The organism is Cupriavidus sp. Met-2, assembly GCF_049843575.1.
GTDB classification, from domain to species: domain Bacteria; phylum Pseudomonadota; class Gammaproteobacteria; order Burkholderiales; family Burkholderiaceae; genus Cupriavidus; species Cupriavidus metallidurans.
Genome location: NZ_JBBHZL010000012.1, coordinates 40,386 through 62,425 on the forward strand (window position 1 = coordinate 40,386; position 22,040 = coordinate 62,425).

The following is a 22,040-nucleotide window of genomic DNA, read 5'->3' on the forward strand; positions in this document are numbered from 1 at the left end:
CTTGGATAAGGGGGCTGGGGCGCAATCCGCAAGCATCATTGCGCAGCGTGAAGCGTCATGCAAGCCATACGGTCACGTGAGACGCTAGCCAGCCAAATTCCGCGCCAGCCCACAGCAGCATTTGCAGAAACACTATTCACCGGCAAAGACAATGTTCCGCGAACCCAGCGCGGGCCGGGCCCTTCCGAATATGGCTGGCAACCATCTGCGCACTTCTGCTGTGCAGTCTTCGTTTTACGAGTTACGCTAAGTAAGCACACGGGCCCCAGTGTGCGACGTCGCGCCCGCCCCCATCCGGCGGCAAGCCCCACCGCCAAGAATCAGAAGGTCCTATGACAGACACCGCCTCTTCCGTCACCACCGGTACGGCACCCTCCCCAGAAGAAGTCAAAAAACGCATCTTCGCGATTGTTGCCGCGTCGTCCGGCAATCTGGTGGAATGGTTCGACTTTTATGTCTATGCGTTCAGCGCGATCTATTTCGCGTCATCGTTCTTCCCCAAAGCCGACCCCACCGCGCAGCTCCTGAACACCGCCGGGGTGTTCGCGGCCGGCTTCCTGATGCGGCCGATCGGCGGATGGCTATTCGGCCGCATTGCCGATCGCACCGGCCGCAAGCACTCGATGGTGATCTCGGTCACGATGATGTGCTTCGGCTCGCTGATGATCGCCTGCCTGCCGACCTATGCCGCGATCGGCAACCTGGCGCCAGCGCTTCTGCTGCTGGCCCGGCTGCTGCAGGGCCTCTCGGTCGGTGGCGAGTACGGCACTACCGCCACGTACATGAGCGAAGTGGCGCTCAAGGGCCGGCGCGGCTTCTTCTCATCGTTCCAGTACGTGACCCTGATCGGCGGTCAGCTGCTGGCCGTACTGGTGATCGTGATCCTGGAGCAGTTGCTGACCGAGGCCGAACTGAAGGCCTGGGGCTGGCGCATCCCGTTCGTGGTTGGCGCGGTCACCGCGGTGGTGGCCCTGCTGCTGCGCCGCACGCTGCATGAAACGACCACCGCCCAGTCGCGCAACAGCAAAGGCGCCGGCACCGTGGGCGAGCTCTTCCGCCACCACAAGGCCGCGTTCTTCACGGTGCTCGGGTACACGGCCGGCGGCTCGCTGATCTTCTACACGTTCACCACGTACATGCAGAAGTACCTGGTCAACACGGCCGGCATGCCGATCAAGACGGCCAGCTACGTGATGACAGGCTGCCTGTTCCTGTACATGTGCATGCAGCCGCTGTTCGGCATGTTGTCGGACCGCATCGGTCGCCGCAACAACATGCTGATGTTCGGCGCGCTGGGCGCAGTCGCCACAGTGCCGATCCTGACCGCGCTCAAGACCGTCAGCAGCCCCGAGATGGCGCTGTTGCTGATCTGCGTGGCGCTGGCCATCGTCAGCTTCTACACGTCGATCAGCGGCATCGTGAAGGCCGAGATGTTCCCGCCGGAAGTGCGTGCGCTGGGCGTCGGCCTGGCATACGCGGTCGCCAACGCCATTTTTGGCGGCTCGGCCGAATATGTGGCGCTGGGCCTGAAATCGATCGGGCACGAGAGCGCGTTCTACTGGTATGTCACCGCGATGATGGTGGTGGCGTTCCTGGTCAGCCTGCGCCTGCCGCGCCAGGCCAAGTACCTGCATCACGAGCACTGACCGGCCACCCGCCGCAGTCATGGCAAACTGAGGGGCCTTCGGGCCCCTTTTTATTTGCACGCGGCCTTCGCTCTCCTCCCCGCCATGGATCTCAACGCCCTGCGCCTGTTCGTCGATATCGTCGACGCTGGCAATCTCAGCGCCGCCGCGCGCAAGCTCAAGATGACGCGCGCCAACGTCAGCTACCACCTCAAGGCTCTGGAGGAGGAACTCGGCGTGCAACTGCTGCGCCGGACGACCCGGCACGTGGAACCGACGCCGGTGGGCGCCGGACTGTATGAGCACGGCAAAAACATCCTGGGTGAAGTGGCTGCGGCCAACGCGCTGATCAGCAGCATGGGCAAGAGCCTCCAGGGCCATGTGCGGCTGTCGGTACCCACCGGTCTGGGTCACACGATGATCTCGCCGCTGCTGGTGCGCTTCAAACAGCGCTATCCCGATATCACGCTCGACGTCGTCTTCGACAACCGCATCCACAACCTCGTCTCCGAGGATGTGGAAGTGGCGTTGCGCATCATCTCCACGCCTCCCGACTCGGTCGTTGCCACCGAAATCGGCGGGGTGGACTGGCTGCTTTGCGCTGCGCCGTCGTATCTGGCCGGACGCACGCCGCCCGCGCACCTTGCCGACCTGACGACCCATGCGATCGTGTGCGCGTCGCCGATCGGGCAGAAACTCAAGGTGTCAGGCACGCGCGACGGCACCGCCGACCGCGAACAGGTGGTGCTGGAGCCAACCCTGAGTTCCGAGAACTTCGCGTTCCTCAAGGAGGCCGTGGTCGGCGGACTCGGCATCGGCATTTTTCCGCTCTATGCGGTGGACAAGGAACTGGCCAGCGGCGCGCTGGAATCGCTGCTCGGCGACTATCAGATCAGCGCGTTCGGCAGCAAGCTGTACATGCTGACCATGCCCAATCGCTACCAGACCATGGCAACGCGCTACCTGCTTACGTTCCTGAGAACAGAGCTGCAGGCGATCTGGCCGCGCATTCGTGCCGGCGGTGCCGACAGTGCCTATAGTGAGAACACTCAGGACTAAACTGCGCGTGGCTCGCGTAGGAAGGAAGGCAATCATGGCAATGGCAGGCACTCTGGCTGGCCGGCTCAGCCGTATGAACAGCCAGTTCGACATCATTCGTCATCCTTACAGCCTCAGCAGCATGGCCACTGCGCAGGCTGCCCATGTACCAGGAAACCGTCTGGCCAAAACGCTGTTGCTCGAGGACGAAGGCGGCTATGTGGCGGTTGTGATTCCTTCGAGTCACCATCTGCAGATGTCAACCATCTGCGAGATGACCGGCCGCAAGCTCGTGCTCGCGCACGAGGATGAGATCCGCGAAGTGTTCAAGGACTGCGACCTTGGCGCCATCCCGCCTTGCGCGATGTCGTACGGCATGCAGACCTACGTGGACGAAAGCCTGTTCGACGAACCGGAAGTCTGGTTCGAGGCCGGCGACCACATGGAACTCGTGCACATGCAACGCGATCAGTTCATGACGTTGATGAGCGATGCGGAAAGCGGCAAGTTCTCGCACCGCATGATGTAGCACCCTTCCCTTATGTCTTCAGGGGGGCGACAGTGCCGCCGACACGGCGGCACTGTCGTCTTTCAGGTCCACGCCGGACCGACCGAGCGCGACCGCCCCTTGCATCAGGAACACCAGCCTGTCCGCCGCCTGCGCATAAGACAGTCCTTCGGGCCGCACGTTGGAGATGCAGTTGCGCTGGGCATCCGTACGCCCCACACGGGGGTCGAATGTCAGGTAGATCCCAAGGCTATCCGGCGAACTGAGCCCCGGACGCTCGCCAATCAGCATCACCACCTGCCGCGCACCAAGGCGCTCGCCAATCTCGTCGCCCAACGCCACCCGCGATTGCCGCGCGACCACCACCGGTCCAACCCGCCAGTCATGCAGACGCGCCAGCACTGCCTGCAGCAGCGGCACCGCGTGGCGCTGCGCGGCCAGTGCGGAAAGCCCGTCGGCGATCACGAAGACGACATCGTATGGCTGCGCCGATGGAACGAGTCGCGCGCGGCTCTCGGCATCGAGACTTCGGCCCAGGTCAGGGCGACGCAGGTACTGGTCGCGATCCGCCGCTGCGCCATGCACGTGCAGCACGTGCAGCGCATCCAGGCCGGCATCGCGCAGCGCGGTTTCCAACGCCGCCACATCGATCGCCAGATGCACGGCATCACGCGCCTGTGCATGGGCCAGGCCAAACGCCAGGATCGACGCGGTCTTCTGCGCGTGACCGGTGCGGCCGATGGCGATGCGGGCGCGTGTGAACTGGCGCAAGCGCGCCCACGGGTCTTCGGGGTTCGCTGGCGTCGACATGGTGTTCCTCCTCCCGTTCAAAGCGTGTCCGCCATGGTCAGCAGCGCCTGGCGCGTGCCAGGCTCCAGCAACCGCCCGCCCGCGTCGACAATGCCCATCTTGCGCAGCCACGCCTCGAACTCCGGCGCGGGCCGCAGGCCAAGGACTTCGCGCAGGTACAGCGCGTCATGAAACGACGTGCTCTGGTAGTTCAGCATGATGTCGTCGGCGCCGGGCACGCCCATGATGAAGTTGATGCCCGCCACGCCAAACAGCGTCAGCAGGTTGTCCATGTCGTCCTGATCGGCCTCGGCGTGGTTCGTGTAACAGACGTCGCAGCCCATCGGCACGCCCAGCAGCTTGCCGCAGAAGTGGTCCTCAAGCCCGGCCCGGATGATCTGCTTGCCGTCGTAGAGATACTCGGGACCGATGAACCCCACCACGGTATTGACCAGCAACGGCTCGAACCGGCGCGCCACCGCATACGCGCGCGCCTCCATGGTCTGCTGATCCACACCATGGTGGGCGTTGGCGGAAAGCGCGCTGCCCTGGCCGGTCTCGAAATACATCACGTTGTGCCCCACCGTGCCGCGCCGCAGCGACAACGCCGCCTGCCGTGCCTCTTCGAGCAGCGCCAGAGAGATGCCGAACGCTTCATTGGCCGCCTGGCTGCCAGCCACCGACTGGAACACCAAATCGACCGGCGCGCCCTGCTCCATCACGCGCAAGGTGTTGGTGACGTGAGTCAGCACGCAAGACTGGGTGGGGATCTCGTAGCGGGTGCGAATGTCATCCAGAAGCTTCAGCAACGTGGTGATCGCCCCAAGGTTGTCGCTGGCCGGGTTGATGCCGATGGTGGCATCGCCGCAGCCGTACAGCAGCCCGTCGATGATCGATGCGGCGATGCCGCGCGGGTCGTCGGTCGGATGGTTCGGCTGCAGCCGCACGGCGAGGCGCCCGGGCAGCCCGATGGTGTTACGGAAGGCGGTGACCACCGCGCATTTGCGCGCCACGGCCACCAGGTCCTGGTTGCGCATGAGCTTGCTCACGGCTGCCGCCATCTCGGGGGTGACGCCTGGCGCCACCCGCGCCAGCGTGGCCGTATCGGTGTCGTGCCGCAGCAGCCAGTCCCGAAACTCCCCGACGGTCAGGCTGGCAAGCGCCGCGAACGCCTGCGCGTCGTGGCTGTCCACGATCAGCCGGGTGACCTCGTCGGCCTCGTAAGGAACCAGCGGCTCCGCAAGGCAATGCGCCAGCGGCATGTCCGCCAGCGCCATACGCGCCGCAATCCGCTCTTCTTCGCTGGCGGCGGCGATACCCGCGAGGGCGTCGCCCGACCGGGCCGGACTGGCCTTGGCCAGCAGCGTGCGCAGATCGTCAAAGACGTGTCGGCGTACGCCGACGGTATGCGTGAAGGCCATGCAAGTGGTCTCCTGAAGGGCTGCCACGGAACTTCAATATAGGCCAGTGCTGCAAATATCACGCCCGGGCAACCGTCCGCACGATTTGTCCCGTTATCAGCTTGTCTCGTCATCCTGTCTTGCCATTGTTACGCCCGGCATCGACAATCGTGGCGATTGCTTCCTTGCTTCATTTCCGCAACGCCCCGCTCTCCGCCGAGATATGCCGCAGTTGGACAACGAATTGGACACCGAACAGACCGAAGACCGCGCCGGAACCGGCAGCACCGAACAGCCTGACCAAACCCGGCCCCTGACTCCCGCCGCCTGGTTCAGCGTCAAGACCGTGTCGTACGTGTTGACCGCCGGGGCCCTGCTGCTGGTGATGCACGCCAACCTGGTGTCCGCCCTGCTCGCCGGCCTGCTGCTCTACTCTCTGGTGGATGTGCTGGCGCCACGGCTGATGCGACTGCATTCGCGCCGCGACGCCATCGCCGTGGCGATCCTGTCCACCATCATCCTGCTGGTGCTGACCGGCAGCATCTGGGCGCTCATCCGCTTTATCAGCGGCGACGGCAATACGCTGGACCGGCTGCTCGACCATTCCGCCGACATCATCGACCGCTCTCGCGCCCAGTTGCCAGCCTGGCTGAGCGACTACCTGCCCAACGGGGTCGACGAACTCGCCACGACCCTGATCTCGGCATTGCGCGAGCACGCGCAGATGGCGCAGCGGCTCGGCGCCGATATCCTGCGCACGCTGGTCCATATCCTCGTCGGCCTCATCATCGGCGCGATGATCGCGCTGTACCGCGCCATTTCCCGCCCGAATCGTCGCCCGCTAGCCTTGGCCCTGGTGGACCGGGCCCGCACGCTGCAGACTGCGTTCTCGCAGTTCATCTTCGCGCAGATCCAGATCTCGCTCGTCAACACAATCCTGACCGCGATCTACCTGCTGGTGCTGCTGCCCCTGTTCCACCAGCACCTGCCGCTCTCCAAGACGCTGGTGGCCATCACGTTTATCGCCGGACTGCTGCCGGTGCTGGGCAACCTGATCTCGAATACGGCCATTGTCATCGCCTCGCTTTCGGTCTCGCTGCCGATCGCGGTGGTGTCGCTGCTGTTCCTGGTGTTGATCCACAAGCTCGAGTACTTCCTCAACGCGCGAATCATCGGCGCGCGTATACACGCCGCCGCATGGGAACTGCTGACAGTGATGCTGGTGATGGAAACGCTCTACGGCATCCCCGGCGTGATCGCGGGACCGATCTTCTATGCCTACGTAAAGCGCGAACTGAGCACGGCCGGGCTTGTGTAGGCGCTCAGCCAAGTGCTTGATTTCATTGCTTTGTCGTACGCAGAAATTGGTACGACCAATATGCGGGAAGACTAGTCGACCTTGCTCCGCACGAAGTCGATGTGCGTCTGCATCGCCGTGCGGGCTTCTTCCGGCCGGCGCGCCAGAATCGCCTCGCAAAGCGTGCGGTGCTGCCGCAGCAGCAGGTCCGACGACTCATCGTCGGCCTCGCGCAGCCCGGTGCCGTTGATCGTGATGTGCTCGCGCAACATGCCAATCACGCTGGTATGCAGATGCAGGAACATCGTGTTGTGCGAAGCCTGCGCGATGGCGTCGTGCAGCTTCGCATCCGCATCGGCCTCGGCGCGCTTGTCATCGGTCATGCGCGAGCGCTCCAGTTCCTTGAGCAGCGCGCGTATACGCTTCAGATCCGCTGCATCGGCACGCAACGCCGCGAAGTAGGCGGTGGCGCCTTCCAGTACCCTGCGGAACTCCAGAATGTCATCGCGCAGCGCCGGGTGATCGGCCACGAGCTGGCCCCAGGGCGAGGCGATGCCCGTGCGCAACTGATCGGTGACGTATACGCCCGCGCCGCGTCGGCTTTGCAGCAGGTTGCGCGCCGCCAGGCGCTGGATCGCCTCGCGGATCGTGTTGCGCGCCACCCCGAACTGCTCCGCCAGAACACGCTCCGCAGGCAGCCGCGTGCCGACGGGCCAGGTGCCGTCCAGCAGCGCGGTCTCCATCTTGCGCATGATGTCTTCCACACGGTTGCGTGCGTTGCCTGCCCCCATCCCTCATCCCTTGAAATCCGGTCGCTCCGGCAAGTGGTCCAACCAATTTGTGCTCCGGCGCGAGAGCGGGAATTATGCGCCCAAAAATGTCGCAGCGCCTTGCCGGGCAGGTTGCGCCGCCATCCGGAGACTGACAAATGGAATCCAGGCAGTACCCCACCACCGCGCCACAGCAGGTGTACCTGTTCGGCACGTGCCTCGTTGATCTCTTCGTTCCGCAGGCCGGTCTGGATGCCGTGCGATTGCTCGAGCGCGAAGGCCTGACCGTTCACTTTCCGCGCGGACAAAGCTGCTGCGGCCAGCCGGCGTACAGCAGCGGCAACCCCGAGCAGGCTCGCAAGGTCGCCCGCGCGCAGCTGGACCTGTTCCGGGAACCCTGGCCGATCATCGTGCCGTCCGGCTCGTGCTCCGGCATGATGCGTCATCACTGGCCTACGCTGTTCGCCGACGACCCCAGCGACCCTGACGCCGCTGCACTGGCCCGTGACATTGCCTCCCGCGTCTACGAACTCGCAGAATTCCTGCTCAATGTGCTTCATGTGCGCTTCGACGCCACGCCCGCCGACGCGCCGCACGAGCGCGTGGTGCTGCATACGTCCTGCGCGGCACGCCGGGAAATGGGCACCCGCGCCCACGGCGTGGCGTTGCTGGACGCGCTACCCGGGGTGACACGCGTCGAGCATGAGCGCGAGTCCGAATGCTGCGGCTTCGGCGGCACGTTCTCGCTCAAGCACGCCGATATCTCCGGCGCGATGGTGCGCGACAAGGTGGCCTCCGCCTGCGCCACCGGGTGCGACCGACTCGTCTCCGCCGATTGCGGCTGCCTGCTCAATATCGGCCATGCGGCCGCCCACACCGGCGCGCCGCTGCCGGTCGAGCATCTGGCTTCGTTCCTGTGGCGCCGCACTGGAGGTGCCGAATGACGACGATGAGCGCGCGCGAGCGCATGATCGGGCGGCTGCGTGCCGCCGCGCCCGCTTCCGGTGCGACGCTGAGCGGAGACACCCAGAAACTGGACCGGCGGATCGACGACCATTTCGATAGCCGCCGTGGTCAGGCACCATCGATCGACGCGATGGTCGCCTCGATGCAGGCCGCCTTAACTGCCTCCCACGCCGACGTGATCTGCACCGACGCGGCAAGCTGGCCCGCATGGGTCGCGCGGCGGCTGGCGGACGAAGGCGTGCGCCGACTGCTGCTGGACCGCGATCGCCCCGAAGGCGCCGCACTTGCGCGGGCGCTGCCATCCAGCATCGACACCGTAACGTTCGACCGTCCGCTGGAAGCATGGAAAGCGGAACTGTTCGATACCGTCGATGCCGGCTTCACCGTGGCCCGCTCCGGGCTGGCCGCTACCGGCACGCTGGTGCTGGCGCCCGATGCCGGATCGCCACGCACGATGTCGCTGGTGCCGCCCACGCATATCGCACTAGTCTACGCATCGGCGCTGCACCCCGACCTTCATGCCGCCGCGCGAGCCGAGCGCTGGTTGGACGGCATGCCGACCAACCTGGTGATGGTCTCCGGCCCGTCCAAGACCTCCGACATCCAGCAAACGCTGGCCTACGGCGCGCACGGCCCACGCAGGCTGTGGGTCGTGATCGTGACCGACGGAGAAGCCGCGCGATGAGCCAGCAACCCCTGCATTTCGTTCCCACCGAGGACTTTCGCGCCCGCGCGCGCGCCGCGCTCGACGATCCCAAGCTGCGCAAGAGCTTTCGCGGCGCTATGGACTTCCTCCAGCAGAAGCGGGCCGTGCAGTTCCCCGACGGTGACGAACTCGAGCACCTGCGCAACCTCGGCGAAGCCATCCGCCAGCACGCGCTGGCCAATCTGCCCGACCTGCTGGTCGAACTCGAAGGCAATCTGACCGCTGCCGGCGTGCAGGTCCACTGGGCCGAGACCGCCGATGAAGCCAACGCGATCATCCTGCGGATCGCCCAGGGCCACGCCGCCCGGCGCGTGATCAAGGGCAAGTCGATGGCCAGCGAGGAGATGGAACTCAACCATTACCTGGCCGAGCGCGGCATCGACTGCATCGAATCGGACATGGGCGAGTACATCGTCCAGCTGGCCGGCGAGAAGCCATCGCACATCGTGATGCCGGCGATCCACAAGACCAAGGCCGATATCGCGACGCTGTTCGAGCAACACATCCCCGATACGCCGTACACGGAAGACGTGGATGCGCTGATCCAGACCGGCCGCCGCGCGCTGCGCCAGGCGTTCGTCGAGGCCGATATCGGCCTGTCCGGCGTCAACTTCGCGGCGGCGGACACCGGCACGCTGTGGCTGGTGGAGAACGAGGGCAATGGCCGTCTTTCCACCACTGTGCCCGACGTGCATATCGCCGTCATGGGGATGGAGAAGGTGGTGGCGAAGCTGTCGCACATCGTGCCGCTCTCCAGCCTGCTGACGCGTTCCGCGACCGGGCAGCCCATCACCACCTACTTCAACCTGATCTCGAGCCCACGCAAGCCGCATGAGCAGGACGGTCCGCGCGAAGTCCATCTGGTGCTGCTCGACAACGGCCGCAGCCAGGCATACGCCGACGAGCAGCTACGCGCCACGCTGCAGTGCATTCGCTGCGGCGCGTGCATGAACCACTGCCCGGTCTACACGCGCATCGGCGGTCATGCCTACGGCACGACTTATCCGGGACCGATCGGCAAGATCATCTCGCCCCACCTGCTCGGCCTCGACGCCACGGCCGATCTGGCAACGGCATCGAGCCTGTGTGGCGCGTGCGGCGAGGTCTGTCCCGTGCGCATTCCGATTCCGCAGCTGCTGGTGCGATTGCGCACTGAGGCGAACCGCAACCCCGACGAGGCCGTGCCGCACGCGCTCAAGGGCCAAGGCGCGAAGTTCAGTCGCCGCGAGCACCTGGTGTGGCGCTTCTGGAGCGGCGCGTTCGCCCATCCCACCACGTACCGCCTGTTCCGCTGGGCCGCCACGCGGCTGCGAGCGCTGACGCCATCGCGGCAAATGGGCTGGACGCAGCATCGCAAGCCACTGACGCCGGCGCCAAAGAGCCTTTCCGACCTGCTCGACGCACGCAACCAGCCCGAGTAGCGGCATCGCGCGGCATCCCACCAAAAGAACTCAGACAAACCACCAAGGAGACTTCCAGATGCAACCCTGGACCCAGATCTATACGCCGCTGGGCAGCCTCTGGCTGTCCGCGCTCGCGGCGGCGATACCCATCCTGTTTTTCTTCGTCGCACTCGCGGTACTGCGCATGAAGGGCCATGTGGCGGCGGCTGTCACGCTGGCACTGGCGCTGGCCGTGGCGATCTTCGCGTACGGGATGCCCGCGCAGCAGGCATTTGCCGCGGCCGGCTTCGGCTTTGCCTATGGCCTGTGGCCAATCGCGTGGATCATCGTCACCGCGGTGTTCCTCTACAAGATCGTGGTCAAGACCGGGCAGTTCGACGTCATCCGCGCGTCGGTGCTGTCGATCACCGATGACCAGCGCCTGCAGATGCTGCTGATCGGCTTTGCCTTCGGGGCGTTCCTGGAAGGTGCGGCGGGCTTCGGCGCACCGGTGGCGATTACCGCCGCGCTGCTGGTCGGGCTCGGGTTCAACCCGCTCTATGCGGCCGGGCTCTGCCTGATCGCGAACACCGCGCCGGTGGCGTTTGGCGCGATGGGCATCCCGATCATCGTGGCCGGACAGGTCACGGGCATCGACCCGATGCATATCGGCGCGATGGCGGGCCGCCAATTGCCGCTGCTGTCGCTGGCCGTGCCGTTCTGGCTGGTGTTCATGATGGATGGCGCCAAGGGCGTGCGCGAGACCTGGCCAGCCGCGCTGGTCGTCGGTGGCAGCTTCGCCGTCACGCAGTACTTCACGTCGAACCACATCGGGCCCGAGCTGCCGGACATCACGTCGGCACTGGTCAGTCTGATCTCGCTCGCCGCGTTCCTGCGTGTGTGGCAACCGCGCTCGGCATCGCAAGCGGCTGGTGGCACGGTTGCGGCCGGCGGCACTGTGGCGATGGCCGGGTTCGGTGGCGGTATGGGTGCGCCCGCGAGCCGCAAAGCATCGCCCTACACGTTCGGCCAGACCGTGCGCGCATGGGCGCCGTTCGGCATCCTGACCGCCATCGTCACGGTCTGGAGCCTGGCACCGTTCAAGGCACTGTTCGCCGGCAACGGCGCGCTGGCGGGAACGGTACTGAAGTTCAAGGTGCCGATGCTCGACCAGCTCGTGATCAAGAGCGCCCCGATCGTGGCATCGCCCAAGCCCTATGAGGCCGTGCTGAAGCTCGACCTGCTGTCGGCCGTCGGTACCGCGATCCTGCTGACCGCCATCATCTCGGCAGTGCTGCTGCGCATGAAGCCGAGCGATGCCATCACCACCTTCAAGGAAACGCTGCTGGAACTGCGCCGCCCGATCGCCTCGATCGGTCTGGTACTGGCGTTCGCGTTCGTCGCCAACTACTCCGGTATGTCATCGACGCTGGCGCTGCTGCTGGCCGGAACCGGCGCGGCGTTCCCGTTCTTCTCGCCGCTGCTCGGCTGGCTGGGGGTGTTCCTGACCGGCTCGGATACGTCGTCGAACGCGCTGTTCTGCTCGCTGCAGCATACGACCGCGCATCAGATCGGCGTATCGGACACGCTGCTGGTGGCCGCCAACACCACGGGCGGCGTGACCGGCAAGATGATCTCGCCGCAGTCGATCGCGGTGGCTTGCGCGGCGACGGGTCTGGTCGGCAAGGAGTCAGAACTGTTCCGCTTCACCGTGAAGCACAGCCTGCTGTTCGCAGCCATCGTGGGTGTGATCACGATGATCCAGGCGTACTGGCTGACGGGGATGATTCCGGGATAAGAAGCGGTGAGGGTGCTTTTGCCCCCCTCTCCCGCGCGGGAGAGGGCGGCGCATACCAACGGTTGGCACCCAACTCAATCGTTCGCCGCCTCGCGCGGCAGGAACTGGTTGCCTTCGGTCAGCGGTGCATACCGGTACGTCGCCGGCGTGCGGCTCAGTTTGACCGGAGCGCCCAGGCCCTTGTAACCGCCGGGCATCTCCACCACCATCTCGCGATGGGCGGTATGCGGATGCGTCAGTGCATCGGGCACCGACAACACCGGTGCGCACGGTACACCGGCCGCAGACAGTTCGTCGGCCAGCGCCTTGCCGTCCCACGTGGCCAGCTTCGATTCCAGCGTGCCCTTCAATTGCGCCCGATTGACCGAGCGCGCGCCTGCCGTTGCAAAGCGTTCGTCGTCGGCCAGCTCCGCCACGCCGAGGTACTCGCACAGGATGCGGAATTGCCGGTCGTTACCGACGGCAAGGAAGATCGGATCGGTCGCGGTGGCCACCGTGTCGTACGGGTAGATGTTCGGATGCGCGTTACCGGTGCGCCCGGGCGTCTTGCCACTCATGAACCAGTTGGCCGCATGGGGATGCAGCAGCGACAGGCCCGAGTCATACAGCGCCGATTCCACGAACTGCCCACGTCCGCTGCGTTCGCGCTCCTGCAATGCCAGCAGCACGCCCAGCGCGGCGTTCAGACCAGTGACCATGTCCACCACGGGCAAACCAACGCGCAGCGGTTCTCGGTCGGCCTCGCCGTTGATGCTCATGATGCCGGCCATCGCCTGGATCGCCGCGTCATAACCCGGCAGTCCACCCAGCGGACCATCGGCGCCGAAGCCCGACACGCGGCAATGCACGAGCCGGGGGAAGCGCTGCGACAGCACATCGAAACCAAGGCCCCATTTCTCGAGCGTGCCGGTCTTGAAGTTCTCGATCAGCACGTCGGCATCGGCCAGCAGCGTCAGCAAGACTTCGCGGTCGGTATCGGCCGTCAGGTCCAGCTTCATGATGCGCTTGTTGCGATTGAGGCCGAAGTAGTACGACGCCACGCCATCGCGGAACGGCGGCCCCCAGGTGCGTGTGTCATCGCCCTGCGGAGGCTCGATCTTGAGTACGTCCGCGCCGTGATCGCCGAGGATCTGGCCGCAAAGCGGGCCGCCCAGAATGCGCGACAGATCGACTACGCGAATGCCTGCCAGCGCGCCGGGTGTGAGTGGCGTCATGTCTCCTCCTGTTCTTGTCATGATCAGTCGAGCTGCGCGCCCGACTTCTGCACCACGGAACGCCATTTGCCGACTTCCGACTTCACGAAGCCACCAAGCTGCTCTGGCGTGGTGGCCGGCGCGAACTCCAGCCCCTGTGCCAGCAGCGTCTTGCGCACGTCTGGCTGTGCCAACGCATCGGCAAATGCGTGATTGAGCTTGCGGATGACTTCCGGTGGCGTACCTGCAGGTGCTACCACTCCGAAGAATACCGAAACATCGAAGCCGGCAACACCCTGTTCCGCCACGGTGGGCACATCGGGCAATGCCTGCGAACGCCCTTTCGTGGTCACCCCGAGCGCGCGCACCTTGCCGCTCTTGATGAACGGCAGCGCGGTCAGCACATCGGTGAACGTCATGCTGACCTGCCCACCCAGCAGATCATTGAGCGCCGGGCCGGTGCCCTTGTATGGCACATGCTGGAAGTCGGTGCCGGCCAGGTTGTTGAACAGCACGCCGGCCAGGTGCGACGATGCGCCATTGCCCGACGACGCATAGGACAGCTTGCCCGGATGCGCCTTGCTGTACGCGATCAGCTCTTGCACGTTCTTCGCGGGCACGCTCGGATTTACCACCAGCACATTGGGCAGTTGGCCGATCTGGATCACCGGCGCGAAGCTCTTGACCGGGTCGTAGTTGATCTTGCGATACAGGCTGACGTTGATGGCCAGCGGCGCCGACGTGCCGAACATCAGCGTGTAGCCATCGGGCTCGGCACGCGCGACGACTTCCGCGCCGATATTGCCGCCCGCGCCGGCGCGGTTCTCCACGACCACGGGCTGGCCAAGGCTGTTCTTCAACGCAGCGGCCAGCGTGCGGGCCATCGCGTCGGTGGGTCCGCCGGGCGGATAGGTCACCACCAGCATGATCGGCTTGCTCGGGAATTCCTTCTGCGCGAAGGCCGGCGTGGTGGTAAGCGTGAACGTGCAGGCGACCAACGAGGTCAGCGCGGCAAGGGCCGCGCGGCGGTGCCATTGGGGCATGATGGGTTGTCTCCGGTAAAGCTTTTTATGTTTGGAATGCGCGCCGCGGGCGCGCGAGGTGCGCCGTTGCGGGCGCACCGTACTGCCTGGGTGCTCTCTGGGTGTTATCCAGCTTTCCTTTGGTGAGCCGTCAGAACACGTTGATCTGGTCCACGGGCCCCGCCGCGCGCACCACACCATCGGCGGACGGCTCCACGGTTTCGGCCAGCCATTCTGGCTCGACGCCGCCGCCGAGCGGATCCTGCGGCAACACGCGATGCACCAGCACCAGCTGCGCCAGCCGCATCCGGCGAACCGAACCGATCTGGCCGGCTTCCCATGCCATGGCGACGGCACTGGTCACGTGATACAGCGCGGAAGCCGCCTGACGCGCCAGCACGTCGCCATCGGCCCCGGCTTCTGCCGCATGGGTCGCCAGCGCGACGGTGTTGGCCAGGGCCAGATCGAACGTGGCGCGCGCGGTGGCGTGCATCGGCGTATCGCCAAGCAGCGCCTGCAGGTGTGCCTGCAACACGGGCAGCGAGCCCTCGCGGCGAATTGCGCGCAGCACGTCGAGTGCGACGATATTGCTCGTGCCTTCCCAGATCGAACCGAGATGCGCGTCGCGCACGAGGCGCGGGTCGCTCCATTCCTCGATGTAGCCGCAGCCGCCGCGGATCTCCATCGCATCACCCGTGACCTTGCGTGCGTCTCGGCAGGCGCGGAACTTGATCAGCGGTGTCAGGATGCGCATCAGCGGATAGGCGTCGGCATCGCCCGCGTCGGCACGGCGCAGGGCTTCGGCAGTCTGGAACACCATCGTGCGCGCCTGCTCCGTGGGCAGCGTCAGCTTCAGCAACTGGCGACGCATCAGCGGCATGTCCGCCAGGCGCTTGCCGAACGCGCGGCGCTCGCGGGCGATGAACTGGCCCTCGGTCAACGCCCGGCGCATCAGGCCGGCCGCGCGCACGCCGTTGGACAGGCGCGAGTTGTTGATCATGTCGGCCATCTGCACGAAACCACGGCCCAGTTCGCCAACCAGGTAGGCGTGCGCGCCCTCCAGCCGGATCTCGCCGCTAGCCATCGAGCGTGTGCCGAGCTTGTCCTTGAGACGGATGATGCGGAAGTGGTTGGCGCTGCCATCCGCCAGCGTGCGCGGCAACAGGAACAGCGAGACGCCCTTGATACCGGCAACGGCCGAACCGTCGGCTTCCTCCACCCGCGCCAGCACCATCGCCAGCGCGGCATCGGGATTCGAGCAGAACCACTTGTCGCCCACCAGACGCCAGCCACCCTCGGCGTTGCCGTCGCGAATCGCACGGGTGGTCGTGGCGGCGACGTCAGAGCCTGCCCCCTGTTCGGTCATGAACATCGCGCCCTGGTAAAGGTCGTCGAACACCTGCGTGGTCAGGTTCGGCAGGAAGCGGTCGACCAGCGCCGGATCGCCGAACTTGCGCAGCGTGCGCGTCAGCGAGTCGGTCATCGACAGCGGGCAGCACAGGCCGAATTCGGCCTGCACGAACAGGTAGGTCAGTGCGTACTTCGCGGCAGGGGGCATTGGCTTGTCCCAGCCGAGCACGCCGCCGCGATGCGACGCCGCAGCCAGCCCGAATTCCGAGAACGCCACGCGCTCCAGTTCCACGTAGGACGGATGCTTATGGATGCGCTGGGCATCCAGGCCGGTGCGGGTGCGGTGCGACAGCGTGGGCGGCGCGTGATCGGCCTCGTTGGCCAGTTCGTCGAGCACGCCGCCGGCCAGCGCGCCCATGCGCTCGAGGTGCGGCAGCAGGTGGTTGAACAGGTCAGCAGGCAGGTAGAGCGGCAGCAGCGCGCGCAGGTCCGGATCGGCCGTGAACAGACTCGCGCCATGGCGATCTGGCACCGGATGCGCGGCAACTTCGGGGTACGCGGTGGTGGACGCGGCTGGGCGCGCGGCGCTGGTCGGCATGAATCGTCTCCTGGAAGTCCCCGTCCTGGACACGATGCCTGTCGGGCGGCTGTCGGGCGGGATGGTTTGCGTCCATTATTCAAACCCCAACGATTCGTGTCTAATTCTAAAATTGGCTCGATCAATACAAATTTTGTATCACCATGGAATTCCGACATCTGCGCTACTTCCTTGTGCTCGCCGAGGAACTTCATTTCGGGCGCGCCGCACGGCGACTGTCGATTTCGCAGCCGCCGCTATCGCTCAATATCCAGCAACTCGAAGCCTCGGTCGGCGCCCGGCTGTTCGAGCGTGACAGCCGTGGCGTGCGCCTGACCGCGGCCGGACGCGCGTTTCGGGAATCGGCCATGGCACTACTGGCGCAGGCCGAGGAAGCCCGGCTACTGGCGCGGGAGATCGAGGCCGGCGCGGTGGGACGGCTGCGGGTCGGCTTCGTGGGGTCGATGCTCTATCGTGGGCTGCCCCAGCGCCTGAAGGAGTTCCAGACGCGCTATCCCGGCATCCACGTGGCCCTGACAGAGCTGAACTCACAAGAGCAGATTGATGCACTTTTGCACGGTGAACTCGATGCGGGCTTTGTCCACACCAGCCGCGTGCCGGATGAGCTGGCCACCACGCTGGCGCACCGCGAACCGTTCGTCTGCTGCATGCCAGCCAAGCATCCGCTTGGCCAACAGGATACGGTAGCGCTCACTGACTTACGCGGCGAGCCATTCGTCCTGTTCTCCCGCAAGGCGTCGCCCGACTACTACAGCCGCATTTTCGATATGTGCGCCGCGCACGGCTTCTATCCCCAGATTCGCCATGAGGTGCGGCACTGGCTGTCCGTGGTGTCGTTGGTGTCACAGGGGATGGGGATTGCCGTGGTGCCTGCTGCGATGGCACGCTCCGGCATGGCAGGCGCCGCGTTTCGGCCACTTGCGGATGCGACCGTGCCTTCGGAGGTGTATTGCGTGTGGAAGCAGGCGCCGGATCACCCGGCACGCGACCATTTCGTCGAAATGGTCAGGCTGGCCGCCAGCGTGGCCGACATCTAGACACTCGGCAAGAAGGCGCCAGGAATACGCCAAAAGAAGAAGCCACTGGCCGAAGCCAGTGGCTTGAGAAGTACGCGTGGAACGGGGTGTTCAGCGTGCTTGCAGCTTAGCCCCGAGGCGACTTCGCAACCAATACCGCAATTGTGTTATTCGGAACATAAGGGGGGTTTACCGGGGGCAAATCGTCGTCGATTTCCCAATATGCGATGCGCGGTAAACCACCGTCAAAGCGCCAAACGGCTACGAATGCTATACAATCGAGAACGATTTCTATTTACGTAGCCGGCAGGTTCCGAGCCTGCCGCGCGGCGCTGATCGCGCCCCTGGACTGGAAGCATATGCGGTTGTCTGAACTGCCCCGGCGCACTGCCGCCGTTGTGAAATCCGTGGATGACGAATTCACGCATGATCCCATTGCGCGCCGTCTGCGCGACCTGGGCTTCGTGCCCGGCGAGACCGTGCAGATCATCGCGTTCGGACCGTTCGGCAAGGATCCGCTCGTTGCCCAGGTTGGCTACTCGCGATTCGCGTTGCGCCGCTCGGAAGCCGCCCGCATCACCGTGGAAGTGGCCAGCGCCACCGTGACCAGCATCGCGCCAGCCGGCGAAACCGAAGCGCCGCCATCGCAGCGCATCGCGTAACCGGCCTGCCTCTTCGCACTCACATGTCAGTCGCACAGAATCCCACCGCCGCCCTGCGCATTGCGCTGGTAGGCAATCCCAACTGCGGCAAGACCGCACTGTTCAATCGTCTCACCGGCAGCCGCCAGAAGGTGGCCAACTACGCGGGCGTCACCGTCGAACGCAAGGAAGGCCAGTTTGTATCGCCGGGCGGGCGCACGGTTCGCATCCTCGACCTGCCGGGCGCCTACAGCCTGGACTCCGCCAGCCTGGATGAAGCCATCACGCGCGAGGTCTGCCTGGGCCAGCGCCCGGGCGAGACACGCCCGGACCTGATCGTGTCCGTGGTGGCCGCCACCAATCTGCGCCTGCACCTGCGCTTCGTGCTGGAACTGCGCCGCCTTGGGGTGCCGATGGTGGTGGTGCTGAACATGAGCGATGCCGCCGAACGGCGCGGCATCAAGATCGATCGCGAAGCGCTGTCGCGTGAACTTGGCGTGCCAGTGGTGCAAACCGTCGCGGTCAAGCACGATGGCGCTGCATCGCTGATCAAGCTGTTCGACGACACGCTGCCACCGGCGCCACAGGCCCAGCCGCTCGATAGCGTGTCGGAGCTCGATACGCACGCCGAGGTCAAGCGGCTGCTCGACGTCGCCGTCACGGTGCCCACGCGCACCGCGCAGTTCGAGGACAAGCTCGACGTCGTGGTGCTGCACCCGGTTTTCGGCTTGGCGATTCTGGCGGTGCTGCTGTTCTTCATGTTCCAGGCCGTGTTCTCGTGGGCCACGCCGTTGATGGACGGCATCGAGGCCGGCGTGCACTGGTTCGGCGAGCTGGTCGGCACGACGATGCCCGACGGGATGCTCAAGAGCCTGATCGTGGACGGCATCATCGCGGGCGTTGGCAGCGTGATCGTGTTCCTGCCGCAGATCCTGTTCCTGTTCCTGTTTATCCTGACGCTTGAGGAATCGGGCTACCTGCCGCGCGCGGCGTTTCTGCTTGACCGCCTGATGATGAGCGCGGGCCTGTCCGGCCGCTCGTTCATTCCCCTGCTCTCCAGCTTCGCCTGCGCGATTCCGGGGATCATGGCCACGCGCACGATCCAGGACCCGCGCGACCGGCTGACGACCATTCTCGTGGCGCCGCTGATGACCTGCTCGGCACGCCTGCCTGTCTACGCGCTGCTGATCGCCGCATTCATCCCGGAACGCACGGTGGCCGGATTGTTCAACCTGCAGGGCCTGGTGCTCTTCGTGCTCTACGTGGCCGGCATCGTCAGCGCGCTGCTGGTGGCATACGTGCTCAAGTGGTTCCGCCGCGACCACACCGAGCATCCGCTGCTGATGGAATTGCCGGCGTATCGCGTGCCGAATCCGCGCGACATCGCCATTGGCCTGTGGGAACGCGCCCGCATCTTCCTGTCACGTGTCGGCCGCGTGATCCTGACGATGACGGTGCTGCTGTGGTTCCTGGCGACGTTCCCGTCGCCGCCCGAAGGCGCCACCATGCCGGCGATCGACTATAGCTTTGCGGGGATGATCGGGCGCGCGCTCGAACATGTCTTCGCCCCGATCGGCTTTAACTGGCAGATCTGTATCGCCCTGGTGCCCGGCATGGCTGCCCGCGAAGTCGCCGTGGGCGCGCTGGGTACGGTCTACGCGCTGTCCGGCAGCGACGACGCCGTGGCCACGCAGCTCGCACCGATGATTGCCGCTCAGTGGCCGCTGGCCACCGCGCTGTCGCTGCTGGCGTGGTACGTCTTCGCGCCGCAGTGCATCTCCACGCTCGCCGTGATCCGTCGCGAAACCAACTCCTGGAAGGTGATGGCCGCCTCCGTCGCCTACCTGGGCGGGCTGGCCTACCTCGCGTCGTTCATCACGTACCGCGTGGCGTTGATGTTCAGTTGAACGGGCACAAAGACCATGACGTTCTATCAAGCCTTTGAAACGCTGGTGGTTCCGCTGATCGTGCTGGCCTGCGCCGTGCACGTGGTGGGCCGCTACATGCCGCGCACGCGCGAGCGCGTGAAAGCGAGCCTGGCCGCGGGGCTGGGCGGAGCATCGGCCAGCGGCTGGCGTGGCTGGGTCGCGCGACGACTCGCGCCGCGCGAGGCTGCCGGTTGCGCCACGGGGTGCGATACGAACAGTGGATGCAGCACCTGCGGATCCAATACCTCGACCAAGTCGACGGAGTCGGGCGGCGCCAGCAACGAGCATATCGTCCGCTTCGTACGCAAATCCTGACGACGGGATCGACGGATGATGCCTGACGACGGCGACCTGAAAGGGTCGCCGTTTTCATTTGCGGGGACGCGAGCCACGCTCGCAGAAATGGGTACGCTTTGGTCCGTGCGCACCCCTCTCCCACGACGCAGGCGAGGGGTTGGGGGAGTGGGCGTGCAGGCTCTGCCTGCCGCCTTGTCGCAATTTGAGGCGCTATTCCCTCTCACCCGGCCCCTCTCCCGCAAGCGGGAAAGGGGGGCAAACCAAGGAGGCAAGCGTACGCAGAAACGGGTACGCACCTCGCAGGAGTGCGTTACTGTGCCGTGCCCGGAATCGTGATCGACAACGGCATGGCCTCCACCCCGGCCGTGCACGTCGCCGTGACCGAGAAGGGGCCAGCCGCCGTCGGCAGGATCGACGCCGAGTTGGGCGCGAGCACCGACTGCGCGACCACGATGTTGCTGCTCGTTGTCGACCACGCCCAGCTCGTCCCGCAACCGGTGATGCCCTCATCCACACCACGATGCATCAGTTGCACCGCGACAGTCGCGCCAGCCAGGCGGTTCACCACCAATGGCTGTGGACCGTTGTAGACCAGCGCCCACGTTGGTTGCTCCGTGACAAACAGCGTGGCGCGCGGCTTTGCGCTCAGCGTCAAGCTGCTGGCCATCTCCGAAAGAATGCTCTGCAGCGGCGACGCGCCGTTCGGCCGACCGGTGCTGACCGTGGTGAGACGCGTCGAGGAATCCGGCAACACGAGCAACGATGGCGATGTGGTCGTAAAGGTCCACAGGCCGGTGAAATCCGGGGTCGAATCGTTTCCATCGCTACGCACCACCTGTGAGAGGTACGTCTGCGGGAAGCCGTTGAGCACGTTCAGCGCATTGATCTGCGAGCCGTTCTGCGACAGCACGAGCCGGAAGCTCGACACCCCGGTCGGGAACACCGACACCGGGAAAGCACCGGTCAGGGTGCTGCCATCCGGCGCCGTGACCTGGACGCTGACCACCGACAGCGCGACGGTGCTGCCCCCATTGACGCCAAGCAGCACGCCGACATTGGCCACGCCTGCGGCCTGCACCGCCGACGTGGTGCTGCGCCAGGTCCATCCGGTGGCGCTGGCGGAGCGATCCGCGCCGTCGCTGTCGATCAGGGATGCCGTCACGCGCAGGGTCTGTCCGTCCGTCATCGAAAGCGATGGGTACGGCAGCGCAAGGCTGTACGTCCTGCTGCCCGGCGCAACCACTGTAATCGTCGTCGATGCCTGTGGCAGCACGGTCGTCGCATTATTGGCGCCGGTCACGGTCGCCACCACGCTGATGTTGGCGATACCCAGACCCACGCCGGTCACCACCGCGCCGCCCGGTACCGATGCGTTCGCCACGACGGCGATGGAGGAGTTGATGGTCGACCAGGCAAATGTGGTCGAACCGGTAACGTCATTGCCAAGATTGTCAACGACTGACGCAGTCAGCGGCATCGTGTCGCCTACCGCGACCTTGCCGGAGGTCTGGTTCAACACCAGCGTATAGGACGTCGCTACCGCGCCGGAGCCGCCGCTACCGGCGCTACCGCCACTGCCCGCGCCGCCGGATGGCGCCGATCCCGAGCCCGAACTACCGCCTCCGCCGCCGCATGCCACCATCAGCATGGCGATCGCCGCACAGGCGAGCCATGTGGTCCACGTACGTGTCCGCATGATGATCCCCTCTTGTAGTT

The 22,040-nt window shown here is 65.5% G+C and carries 19 protein-coding genes; 12 read left to right on the plus strand and 7 right to left on the minus strand.

The annotated features are described in order from the left end of the window. Nucleotides 1-332: 332 nt before the first annotated feature. The 3 genes from WD006_RS22755 (at nucleotide 333) to WD006_RS22765 (ending at nucleotide 3,192) form a co-directional block, all read left to right on the plus strand. Complete coding sequence (locus tag WD006_RS22755) at nucleotides 333-1,646, plus strand: MFS family transporter (protein WP_011518113.1); 1,314 nt, start codon at nucleotides 333-335, stop codon at nucleotides 1,644-1,646. 84 nt (nucleotides 1,647-1,730) lie between these two features. Continuing rightward, the gene (locus WD006_RS22760; protein ID WP_011518112.1) at nucleotides 1,731-2,684 is read left to right on the plus strand and encodes a LysR family transcriptional regulator; all 954 of its coding nucleotides are present in this window, start codon (nucleotides 1,731-1,733) and stop codon (nucleotides 2,682-2,684) included. A 34-nt stretch (nucleotides 2,685-2,718) separates the two neighbouring features. Continuing rightward, the gene (locus WD006_RS22765; protein WP_011518111.1) at nucleotides 2,719-3,192 is read left to right on the plus strand and encodes an aminoacyl-tRNA deacylase; all 474 of its coding nucleotides are present in this window, start codon (nucleotides 2,719-2,721) and stop codon (nucleotides 3,190-3,192) included. Nucleotides 3,193-3,210: 18 nt separating this feature from the next. On the opposite strand, the gene eutC is transcribed toward WD006_RS22765, so the two are convergent. After that, nucleotides 3,211-3,981 (minus strand): ethanolamine ammonia-lyase subunit EutC, encoded by a 771-nt coding sequence (eutC, locus tag WD006_RS22770; protein ID WP_029308668.1) that lies wholly within the window; start codon nucleotides 3,979-3,981, stop codon nucleotides 3,211-3,213. 17 nt (nucleotides 3,982-3,998) lie between these two features. Then, nucleotides 3,999-5,381, minus strand: a complete 1,383-nt coding sequence (locus tag WD006_RS22775; RefSeq protein ID WP_029308669.1) for an ethanolamine ammonia-lyase subunit EutB — start codon at nucleotides 5,379-5,381, stop codon at nucleotides 3,999-4,001. A 202-nt stretch (nucleotides 5,382-5,583) separates the two neighbouring features. Here WD006_RS22775 and WD006_RS22780 point away from each other — a divergent pair, with 202 nt between their 5' ends. After that, nucleotides 5,584-6,678 carry an AI-2E family transporter gene (locus tag WD006_RS22780; protein ID WP_011518108.1) on the plus strand — a complete coding sequence of 365 codons (1,095 nt, stop codon included), beginning with the start codon at nucleotides 5,584-5,586 and terminating at the stop codon, nucleotides 6,676-6,678. A 71-nt stretch (nucleotides 6,679-6,749) separates the two neighbouring features. Here the strand turns inward: WD006_RS22780 and WD006_RS22785 are convergent, their stop codons facing one another. After that, a complete protein-coding gene (locus tag WD006_RS22785; protein ID WP_029308671.1) occupies nucleotides 6,750-7,448 on the minus strand; it encodes a FadR/GntR family transcriptional regulator in 699 nt (232 codons plus the stop codon). A 137-nt stretch (nucleotides 7,449-7,585) separates the two neighbouring features. Here WD006_RS22785 and WD006_RS22790 point away from each other — a divergent pair, with 137 nt between their 5' ends. From WD006_RS22790 to WD006_RS22805, 4 genes are read left to right on the plus strand one after another with little or no spacing between them, the layout of a single operon-like run. Beyond that, nucleotides 7,586-8,371, plus strand: a complete 786-nt coding sequence (locus tag WD006_RS22790) for a (Fe-S)-binding protein (protein ID WP_029308672.1) — start codon at nucleotides 7,586-7,588, stop codon at nucleotides 8,369-8,371. Then, on the plus strand, nucleotides 8,368-9,078 hold the full coding sequence (locus tag WD006_RS22795) for a LutC/YkgG family protein (RefSeq protein ID WP_011518105.1): 711 nt from the start codon (nucleotides 8,368-8,370) through the stop codon (nucleotides 9,076-9,078). Before WD006_RS22790 ends, WD006_RS22795 begins: the two co-directional genes overlap by 4 nt. Continuing rightward, nucleotides 9,075-10,520, plus strand: a complete 1,446-nt coding sequence (locus WD006_RS22800) for a LutB/LldF family L-lactate oxidation iron-sulfur protein (protein ID WP_029308673.1) — start codon at nucleotides 9,075-9,077, stop codon at nucleotides 10,518-10,520. The genes WD006_RS22795 and WD006_RS22800 overlap by 4 nt, the downstream gene beginning before the upstream one ends. Before the next feature lie 58 nt (nucleotides 10,521-10,578). Then, complete coding sequence (locus tag WD006_RS22805) at nucleotides 10,579-12,279, plus strand: lactate permease LctP family transporter (protein WP_008646178.1); 1,701 nt, start codon at nucleotides 10,579-10,581, stop codon at nucleotides 12,277-12,279. 74 nt (nucleotides 12,280-12,353) lie between these two features. On the opposite strand, the gene WD006_RS22810 is transcribed toward WD006_RS22805, so the two are convergent. From WD006_RS22810 to WD006_RS22820, 3 genes are all read right to left on the minus strand, one after another. Then, nucleotides 12,354-13,493, minus strand: a complete 1,140-nt coding sequence (locus WD006_RS22810; protein WP_011518103.1) for a CaiB/BaiF CoA transferase family protein — start codon at nucleotides 13,491-13,493, stop codon at nucleotides 12,354-12,356. Between the two features lie 23 nt (nucleotides 13,494-13,516). Beyond that, nucleotides 13,517-14,515, minus strand: coding sequence for a Bug family tripartite tricarboxylate transporter substrate binding protein (locus tag WD006_RS22815; protein ID WP_008646175.1), 999 nt, complete (start codon nucleotides 14,513-14,515; stop codon nucleotides 13,517-13,519). Between the two features lie 130 nt (nucleotides 14,516-14,645). Continuing rightward, the gene (locus WD006_RS22820; protein WP_029308674.1) at nucleotides 14,646-16,442 is read right to left on the minus strand and encodes an acyl-CoA dehydrogenase family protein; all 1,797 of its coding nucleotides are present in this window, start codon (nucleotides 16,440-16,442) and stop codon (nucleotides 14,646-14,648) included. 143 nt (nucleotides 16,443-16,585) lie between these two features. Here WD006_RS22820 and WD006_RS22825 point away from each other — a divergent pair, with 143 nt between their 5' ends. From WD006_RS22825 to WD006_RS22840, 4 genes are all read left to right on the plus strand, one after another. After that, on the plus strand, nucleotides 16,586-17,479 hold the full coding sequence (locus WD006_RS22825; RefSeq protein ID WP_029308675.1) for a LysR substrate-binding domain-containing protein: 894 nt from the start codon (nucleotides 16,586-16,588) through the stop codon (nucleotides 17,477-17,479). A 338-nt stretch (nucleotides 17,480-17,817) separates the two neighbouring features. Then, nucleotides 17,818-18,120 carry a FeoA family protein gene (locus WD006_RS22830; protein WP_011518099.1) on the plus strand — a complete coding sequence of 101 codons (303 nt, stop codon included), beginning with the start codon at nucleotides 17,818-17,820 and terminating at the stop codon, nucleotides 18,118-18,120. Nucleotides 18,121-18,143: 23 nt separating this feature from the next. Beyond that, nucleotides 18,144-20,006: a ferrous iron transport protein B gene (feoB, locus tag WD006_RS22835; RefSeq protein WP_029308676.1), complete on the plus strand. Its 1,863-nt coding sequence runs from the start codon at nucleotides 18,144-18,146 to the stop codon at nucleotides 20,004-20,006. Nucleotides 20,007-20,021: 15 nt separating this feature from the next. Further along, nucleotides 20,022-20,342 (plus strand): DUF6587 family protein, encoded by a 321-nt coding sequence (locus tag WD006_RS22840; protein ID WP_011518097.1) that lies wholly within the window; start codon nucleotides 20,022-20,024, stop codon nucleotides 20,340-20,342. A 292-nt stretch (nucleotides 20,343-20,634) separates the two neighbouring features. Here the strand turns inward: WD006_RS22840 and WD006_RS22845 are convergent, their stop codons facing one another. Then, nucleotides 20,635-22,020 (minus strand): hypothetical protein, encoded by a 1,386-nt coding sequence (locus WD006_RS22845; protein WP_011518095.1) that lies wholly within the window; start codon nucleotides 22,018-22,020, stop codon nucleotides 20,635-20,637. Between the last annotated feature and the right edge of the window lie 20 nt (nucleotides 22,021-22,040).

What these genes read in the sequence shown, in the direction of transcription:
- WD006_RS22790 (WP_029308672.1), top strand. Translation starts at nt 7,586, where the DNA reads ATGGAATCCAGGCAGTACCCCACCACCGCGCCACAGCAGGTGTACCTG.
- WD006_RS22815 (WP_008646175.1), bottom strand. Translation starts at nt 14,515, where the DNA reads ATGCCCCAATGGCACCGCCGCGCGGCCCTTGCCGCGCTGACCTCGTTG.
- WD006_RS22755 (WP_011518113.1), top strand. Translation starts at nt 333, where the DNA reads ATGACAGACACCGCCTCTTCCGTCACCACCGGTACGGCACCCTCCCCA.
- WD006_RS22830 (WP_011518099.1), top strand. Translation starts at nt 17,818, where the DNA reads ATGCGGTTGTCTGAACTGCCCCGGCGCACTGCCGCCGTTGTGAAATCC.
- WD006_RS22780 (WP_011518108.1), top strand. Translation starts at nt 5,584, where the DNA reads ATGCCGCAGTTGGACAACGAATTGGACACCGAACAGACCGAAGACCGC.
- WD006_RS22805 (WP_008646178.1), top strand. Translation starts at nt 10,579, where the DNA reads ATGCAACCCTGGACCCAGATCTATACGCCGCTGGGCAGCCTCTGGCTG.
- WD006_RS22820 (WP_029308674.1), bottom strand. Translation starts at nt 16,442, where the DNA reads ATGCCGACCAGCGCCGCGCGCCCAGCCGCGTCCACCACCGCGTACCCC.
- WD006_RS22795 (WP_011518105.1), top strand. Translation starts at nt 8,368, where the DNA reads ATGACGACGATGAGCGCGCGCGAGCGCATGATCGGGCGGCTGCGTGCC.
- eutC (WP_029308668.1), bottom strand. Translation starts at nt 3,981, where the DNA reads ATGTCGACGCCAGCGAACCCCGAAGACCCGTGGGCGCGCTTGCGCCAG.
- feoB (WP_029308676.1), top strand. Translation starts at nt 18,144, where the DNA reads ATGTCAGTCGCACAGAATCCCACCGCCGCCCTGCGCATTGCGCTGGTA.
- WD006_RS22810 (WP_011518103.1), bottom strand. Translation starts at nt 13,493, where the DNA reads ATGACGCCACTCACACCCGGCGCGCTGGCAGGCATTCGCGTAGTCGAT.
- WD006_RS22825 (WP_029308675.1), top strand. Translation starts at nt 16,586, where the DNA reads ATGGAATTCCGACATCTGCGCTACTTCCTTGTGCTCGCCGAGGAACTT.
- WD006_RS22760 (WP_011518112.1), top strand. Translation starts at nt 1,731, where the DNA reads ATGGATCTCAACGCCCTGCGCCTGTTCGTCGATATCGTCGACGCTGGC.
- WD006_RS22845 (WP_011518095.1), bottom strand. Translation starts at nt 22,020, where the DNA reads ATGCGGACACGTACGTGGACCACATGGCTCGCCTGTGCGGCGATCGCC.
- WD006_RS22840 (WP_011518097.1), top strand. Translation starts at nt 20,022, where the DNA reads ATGACGTTCTATCAAGCCTTTGAAACGCTGGTGGTTCCGCTGATCGTG.
- WD006_RS22785 (WP_029308671.1), bottom strand. Translation starts at nt 7,448, where the DNA reads ATGGGGGCAGGCAACGCACGCAACCGTGTGGAAGACATCATGCGCAAG.
- WD006_RS22800 (WP_029308673.1), top strand. Translation starts at nt 9,075, where the DNA reads ATGAGCCAGCAACCCCTGCATTTCGTTCCCACCGAGGACTTTCGCGCC.
- WD006_RS22775 (WP_029308669.1), bottom strand. Translation starts at nt 5,381, where the DNA reads ATGGCCTTCACGCATACCGTCGGCGTACGCCGACACGTCTTTGACGAT.
- WD006_RS22765 (WP_011518111.1), top strand. Translation starts at nt 2,719, where the DNA reads ATGGCAATGGCAGGCACTCTGGCTGGCCGGCTCAGCCGTATGAACAGC.